Raw genomic sequence first — 6,563 nt, 5'->3', positions numbered from 1 at the left:
CCCACACCGACCGCATCATCGCCGCCCACGACCCCGACGGCGTACGCCAGCGCCGCACCGCCGCGGTCCGCGAACGCCGCATCACCCTGCGCCGCAGCCCGGACGGCATGGCCGACCTCACCGCCCACCTCACCGCCACCGAAGCCTTCGCCATCCACACCCTGCTGCAGACCAGGGCCACCGAACAACGCCACCGCGACACCCGCACCCGCGTCGAGAACACCCGCCGCCACGGCGCCGACACCCTCGACACCGACAACATCCGCAGCATGGACGAACTGCGCGCCGACGCCCTCGTCACCGCCATCCTCGGCCACCCCGGCACCGGCCCCGACAGCAGCACAGGCGAAGGCACGGGTACGAGCGCGGGTGCGGGTGCGGGTGCGGGTCACCGCCCGCCGGCCACCCAGATCCGCCCCACCATCACCGTGCTCGCACCCCCCGGCCCCGACGGCGAACCCGAGGTCTACCTCCCCCGAGGCGGCCCGGCCACCATCGACGCACTCATCGAACTACTCACCCGCAGCACCGGCGCCACCATCACCGTGCCCGACACCGCACCCGGCGCCGCAGACACCCCCCACCACGCCCACCGCTACCGCATCAGCGCCGACCTGGCCCACCGCATCCGCCTACGCGACGGCACCTGCCGCCACCCCGGCTGCTCCGTCCCCGCCGACGCCTGCGACATCGACCACGTCCGCCCCTTCAACCACACAGATCCCACCCGTGGCGGACTGACCATCGAGAACAACCTCGCCGCCATGTGCCGCAACCACCACCGCTTCAAAACCTTCCACAACTGGCACTACCAACTCGCCCCCGACGGCACCCTGACCATCACCACCGACACCGGACACACCCTCACCACCCACCCCGACGGACCCCTCGCACGCTGGCGCCACCACACCACCGACACCGACATCAGGGCTGCGACCGACACCAGGGCCGACCCCGACGCCGACATCCCACCCCCACGCCGACCCTGGCTCGATCCCCGACCCCAGAGCACCCACTGGTACCGACGCGCCCTACGCCTGGCCGCCGAACGCAAAGCCAACACCATGGCCCCACCACCAGACACCCCACCCGACCACCACCACGACCCCGACCCACCACCCTTCTGACCGGCGCGCGGCGAGCCCGGGCCGACACCCTGGTGGCGACAGCACAAAGGCCCGGTGTCGCAGCGTGCGACACCGGGCCCCGGTGGAAGACGGTCAGACGGTCAGTGCTTCTCGCGACCCCAGTGGTACTCGAAGACCAGGCCGCAGGCGGTGATGACCAGCGCGACGGCGCCGCCGATGAGCACCCACCAGTTCCAGAAGGCCGCTCCGTAGCCGATGATGAAGACCGAGAAGGCCACCAGCACGGGCCAGTAGCTGTGCGGGCTGAAGAAGCCGAGCTCGCCGGCGCCGTCGGAGACCTCGGCCTCCTCGAAGTCCTCGGGCAGGGTGCTGATGCGCCGCGCCACGAAGCGGAGGTAACCACCGATCAGCAGGCTCAGGCCGGCCGAGAGCACGAAGGCCGTGGCGCCGACCCACTCGACGCCCGTCCGAGACGTACCGGTGAGGTAGGCGTACGCGATACCCATGACGGCCAGGAAGATAAACAGGGCGTCGAAAATTCGTACTGTTGCGTTCATCGTTCAGGAATCCTTCGCGTGATACCGGGAGAACCGTCAGTTGCCCGACGCGGTCTCGATGATGTTGTTCTGGTCACGGGTATCGCTGCGTCCGGTCTTGAACGGTGCGGTGGAGGTCGAGTACGGGTCCTGGCCGATCGACTCCAGCGCCTCCGCGTTGGACGCGGTCGGGTTGTCCTGACGGAACTGGATGTACTGGGCGAAGGCCTCCGGCGATACCGCGCGCAGCTCGAAGTTCATCATCGCGTGGTAGACACCGCACATCTCGGCACAGCGTCCGACGAACGCACCCTCGCGATCGATCTCCTCGATCTGGAACATGCTCAACTGCTGGTTCTTGCCCGGGTGCGGCATGACGTCGAGCTTGTAGATGAACTCGGGGATCCAGAACGAGTGGACCACGTCGGCCGACGCGAGGCGGAACTCGATGCGCGTGTCGGTCGGCAGAACCAGGACCGGAACCTCTTCGGAGGTACCGACGGTCTCGATGTTGTTGTAGTGGAGGTACGACTTGTCCTCGGCGAGACGACCGTGGATCGGGCCGCCGGCCGCCGGCTCACCGTGGTGACCCAGGGCCTCACGGACCTCGGCGGAGAGCACACCGGCCTCCTCGGCCGCGCGCTGCGCCTCGACGTTGGTGCCGTCCTCGATGCTGGCCCCGGCGACGTCGACCTTGTTGTAGCCGAACTTCCAGTTCCACTGGTAGGCGGTGACGTCGACCTTGACGCCGACCTCCTCCTGCGGACGGAGATCGAGCACCTTGTTCTGCGTGACCACGGTGAAGTAGAAGAGCACGGAGATGATCACGAACGGCGCAGCCGTGTAGATGAGCTCCAGGGGCACGTTGTACGCGGTCTGGCGCGGGAACTCGCCGTCGTCGTTCTTCCGCTTGCGGTGGAACGCCATCGACCAGAAGATCAGGCCCCACACGAAGAAGCCGACGATGAGCGACGTGATGACTGTGCCCGTCCAGAACTCACGGATCGCGACGCCCTCCGGGGTGATCCCGGTCGGGAAGCCGAAGTTCATCGTCTGGTTCCACCACTTGTTGTCGGTGTGGAGGCTACAACCGGACAACAGCAAGCCCAATGTGCCGAGAGACATCGCGAGTGTCGCCCTGCGCGTCCGACGACGCCCGTCACGCTGTTCCACCATCACGCCTTCCTGATCAGCGGCACCGACCACGTGGCCGGGACACCTTAAAAGAGTAGACCACGGCTCTCAGAATGGAAGCCGCGGGTCCGGCAATTCACCCGCCCGCTCCCCCACGCCGTCGGCGGGGGGCCGGAGGGGTTCCGCCGACCAGTAGTATTCGATCGCGTCGCGACCCGCTCGGGCGGGTCACCGCTGACGCCCCGACGACGATGGACGAGGTACCCGACGCATGTGTGGCCTGCTTGGTCTGATCACCCCCGACGGCTCCGCCCGTACCCACGAGGCGCGGGTCCTTGGCGCCATGGGGTGCCAGCGCCACCGCGGCCCCGACGAGGTGGGCACCTGGGTCGACGGCGACATGGCCTTCGGGTTCAACCGCCTGTCGATCATCGACATCGCGCACTCTCACCAGCCGCTCCGCTGGGGTCCGCCCGAGCAGCCGGACCGTTACGCGCTGGTGTTCAACGGGGAGATCTACAACTACCTCGAACTCCGCGAGGAGCTGCAGCGCGAGCACGGTGCCGTGTTCGCCACCGAGGGTGACGGCGAGCCGATCGTCGTGGCGTTCCACCACTGGGGCCCCTCGGCCGTCCGCCGGCTCCGCGGAATGTTCGCCTTCGCGATCTGGGACACCGTCGAGCGTTCGTTGTTCGTCGCCCGGGATCCCTTCGGCATCAAGCCCCTGTACATGGCGACCGGACCCGGCGGAACCGTGTTCGCGAGCGAGAAGAAGTCGGTCACCGAACTGATCGACCTCGTCGTCGTCGACACCTCCCTCGACACCCGCGCCCTCCAGCACTACGTCACCCTCCAGTACGTCCCGGAGGACGAGACCCTCACCCGGGGCGTCCGGCGCCTGGAGTCGGGATGCCATGCCACGGTCACCCCCGGCACCGAGCCCGTGATCCAGCGCTACTTCGAGCCCACGTTCCCCGTCGTGCCCGTCGCCGACGGCGACGCCGAGCGCCGCTACGACGAGATCGCCGCCGCACTCGAGGACTCGGTCGCCAAGCACATGCGCGCCGACGTCACCGTCGGCTCGTTCCTCTCGGGGGGCATCGACTCCACCGCCATCGCCGCCCTCGCGCGACGCCACAACGAGAACCTCCTGACGTTCACCACCGGTTTCGAGCGCGAGGGGTACTCGGAGATCGACGTCGCCGCCGAGTCGGCCGCCGCGATCGGCGTGGAGCACATCGTCAAGGTGGTCTCGCCCGAGGAGTTCGCCGCCGCGATCCCCGAGATCATCTGGTACCTCGACGAACCGGTGGCCGACCCGGCGTTGGTCCCGCTGTACTTCGTCGCCCGCGAGGCGCGCAAGCACGTCAAGGTCGTCCTCTCGGGTGAGGGCGCGGACGAACTGTTCGGCGGCTACACCATCTACAAGGAGCCCCTGTCGCTGGCGCCGTTCGAGAAGGTCCCCGGTGGGATCCGTCGTGCGCTGGGCCGACTCAGCACCCGGATCCCGGAGGGCACCCGGGGCAAGAGCCTGCTGCACCGCGGCTCGATGAGCCTCGAGGACCGGTACTACGGCAACGCCCGCTCCTTCTCCGACGCGCAGGTGGAGGCGGTCCTCCGCGACTACCGACCGGAGTGGAGCCACCAGGACGTCACCGCGCCGATCTACGAGCGTTCCCGTGGATGGGACCCCGTCGCGAGGATGCAGCACCTGGACCTGTTCACGTGGCTGCGCGGCGACATCCTGGTCAAGGCCGACAAGGTCACCATGGCCAACTCCCTCGAGCTACGGGTGCCGTTCCTCGACCGTGAGGTCTACGAGGTCGCGTCGCGGCTCCCCCACACCGAGAAGGTCGCCCACGGCACCACCAAGTACGCACTGCGCAAGGCCCTCGAACGGATCGTTCCCGCCCACGTGCTGCACCGGAAGAAACTGGGATTCCCCGTCCCGACCCGTCACTGGCTGGCCGGGCCGGAGTTGCACGACTGGGCACGCGAGCACGTGGCGGCGTCCGGCACCGACGAGTTCGTGGACAAGGCCGCGGTACTGCGGATGCTCGACGAGCACCGCCGCGGCGAGTCCGATCACAGTCGTCGCATCTGGACCATGCTGTGCTTCATGATCTGGCACGGCATCTTCGTCGAGGGCCGGATCACCCCGGACATCGAGCAGCGCGAGTACCCCGTCCGCCTCTAGCAGGAGGCGGCGGGACGGTCAGGCGGGCAGGAGCGCCGACAGTTCCTCGGCGGCCTCGTCCCCGTAGGCATCGACGAGCCGGCGGCGGGCGGCGGCCGGGTCGATGGTCCACTCCTGCGTGCCCGTGGTCTCCAGGACGTGGGTGGCGATGAGGGCTCCGAACTGGGCGGAACGCTCCAGCGACAACCCGTCCAGGACACCGGAGAGGAAGCCCGCCCGGAACGCGTCGCCGACCCCCGTGGGATCCAGCAGGTTGTCCGACGGGACGATCCCGACCTCGATGGGCTCCGCGCCCTGCTCGACGATCACGACGCCCTTCCCACCCCGGGTGGTGACGCGGGTGCCGACCTTGGCGTCCAGCTCCTCGGCCGACCACCCGGTCTTGTTGAGCAGCAGCTCGTACTCGTATTCGTTGGTGAACAGGTACCGCGCCCCGTCGACCAGCTCACCGGCCGCGTCCCCGTCGAGGAACGCGAGCTGCTGGGAGGGATCGGCGGCGAAGTCCAGACCGAGCTCGCGGCACTCCATCGTGTGGGAGCGCATCGCCGTGGGGTCGTTGGCCCCGATGAGCACGATGTCCGGACGGCCGATCCGCTCGGCCAGGCGAGCCAGCGAGATCGTCGCCGCCTCCCCCATCGCTCCGGGGTAGAACGACGCGAGCTGCGCCATCTCCGAATCGGTCGTGCACACGAACCGCGCCGTGTGCAGCGCGGAGCTGATGTGGACCGCCGAGCAGTCGACACCGTGCCGCTCGAGCCAGTCGCGGTACTCGACGAAGTCCTCGCCCGCCGCCCCCACCAGATGGGGTCGCCGACCCAGGACGCCGAGCGCGAAGGCGATGTTGCCGCCGACCCCGCCCCGGCGGATCTGCAGCGAATCCACCAGGAAGCTCAGCGACACGTGCGCGAGCTGGTCCGGCAGCAACTGCTCGGAGAAGCGACCCGAGAAGGTCATGAGGTGGTCGGTGGCGATGGAACCTGTGATGACGACGGGCATGCCCCAGACAGTAGACGACCCGGACCGATCGGTGATCGGCCCGGGTCGCCCGGTCGTCAGTGCGACCGCGGCGTCAGTTGAACGAGTCGCCGCATGCGCAGGAGCCCGTGGCCTGCGGGTTGTCGATGGTGAAGCCCTGCTTCTCGATGCTGTCGACGAAGTCGATGGACGCACCGGTCAGGTACGGGACACTCATCCGGTCGACGGCGAGCTTGATGCCGCCGAAGTCGTCGACCACGTCACCGTCGAGCGAGCGGTCGTCGAAGAAGAGCTGGTAGCGCAGGCCCGCGCAGCCACCGGGCTGGACGGCGATGCGCAGCGAGAGGTCGTCACGACCCTCCTGGTCCAGCAGGGCCTTGGCCTTGGCGGCGGCTGCCTCGGTGAGCAGTACGCCGGTAGCGGTGTTCTCCGCAGTGGTCATGTCGGTTCTCCTTGCGATCGGAAGAGGGCTTCGGGGGCGTCGTGAAAGGTTCAACGCCCACCGGGGAGTCCTCTATTCCCCGGCACCCGTTCCCCCGCACACGATACGCCTGCTGTCGCCCATGGGTGAATGTCCGGCGCCGGTGTCGATCGCCTAGCCTGGGTGTGTGAAGTTGCGTGCATTCGGCTCCA

At 68.5% G+C, this 6,563-nt stretch carries 6 protein-coding genes; 2 read left to right on the top strand and 4 right to left on the bottom strand.

All coding sequences use genetic code 11. The features are described from left to right. Positions 1-1,127, top strand: a 1,127-nt coding sequence (locus tag G6024_RS16240; RefSeq protein WP_159149171.1) for an HNH endonuclease signature motif containing protein, incomplete at its 5' end; no start/stop codon positions are given. A 101-nt stretch (positions 1,128-1,228) separates the two neighbouring features. Here the strand turns inward: G6024_RS16240 and G6024_RS16235 are convergent. Continuing rightward, the gene (locus G6024_RS16235) at positions 1,229-1,645 is read right to left on the bottom strand and encodes a cytochrome c oxidase subunit 4 (protein WP_067714151.1); all 417 of its coding nucleotides are present in this window, start codon (positions 1,643-1,645) and stop codon (positions 1,229-1,231) included. A gap of 36 nt (positions 1,646-1,681) precedes the next feature. Next, on the bottom strand, positions 1,682-2,749 hold the full coding sequence (ctaC, locus tag G6024_RS16230) for an aa3-type cytochrome oxidase subunit II (protein ID WP_159149170.1): 1,068 nt from the start codon (positions 2,747-2,749) through the stop codon (positions 1,682-1,684). Between the two features lie 280 nt (positions 2,750-3,029). Between ctaC and asnB the strand changes: the two genes are divergently transcribed. Then, positions 3,030-4,955, top strand: coding sequence for an asparagine synthase (glutamine-hydrolyzing) (gene asnB / locus G6024_RS16225; protein ID WP_067714154.1), 1,926 nt, complete (start codon positions 3,030-3,032; stop codon positions 4,953-4,955). Positions 4,956-4,973: 18 nt separating this feature from the next. Here asnB and G6024_RS16220 read toward each other — a convergent pair whose 3' ends face one another. Both G6024_RS16220 and G6024_RS16215 read right to left on the bottom strand, forming a co-directional pair. Continuing rightward, positions 4,974-5,951, bottom strand: a complete 978-nt coding sequence (locus G6024_RS16220) for a carbohydrate kinase family protein (protein WP_159149169.1) — start codon at positions 5,949-5,951, stop codon at positions 4,974-4,976. A gap of 73 nt (positions 5,952-6,024) precedes the next feature. Then, entirely contained in the window at positions 6,025-6,372 is a 348-nt protein-coding gene (locus G6024_RS16215) for a HesB/IscA family protein (protein ID WP_067714160.1), read from the bottom strand. Positions 6,373-6,563 lie beyond the last annotated feature (191 nt).

It is taken from the genome of Dietzia maris (genome assembly GCF_014144855.1).
Taxonomy (GTDB): domain Bacteria; phylum Actinomycetota; class Actinomycetes; order Mycobacteriales; family Mycobacteriaceae; genus Dietzia; species Dietzia kunjamensis.
This window is presented reverse-complemented; position numbering and strand designations above follow the sequence as displayed.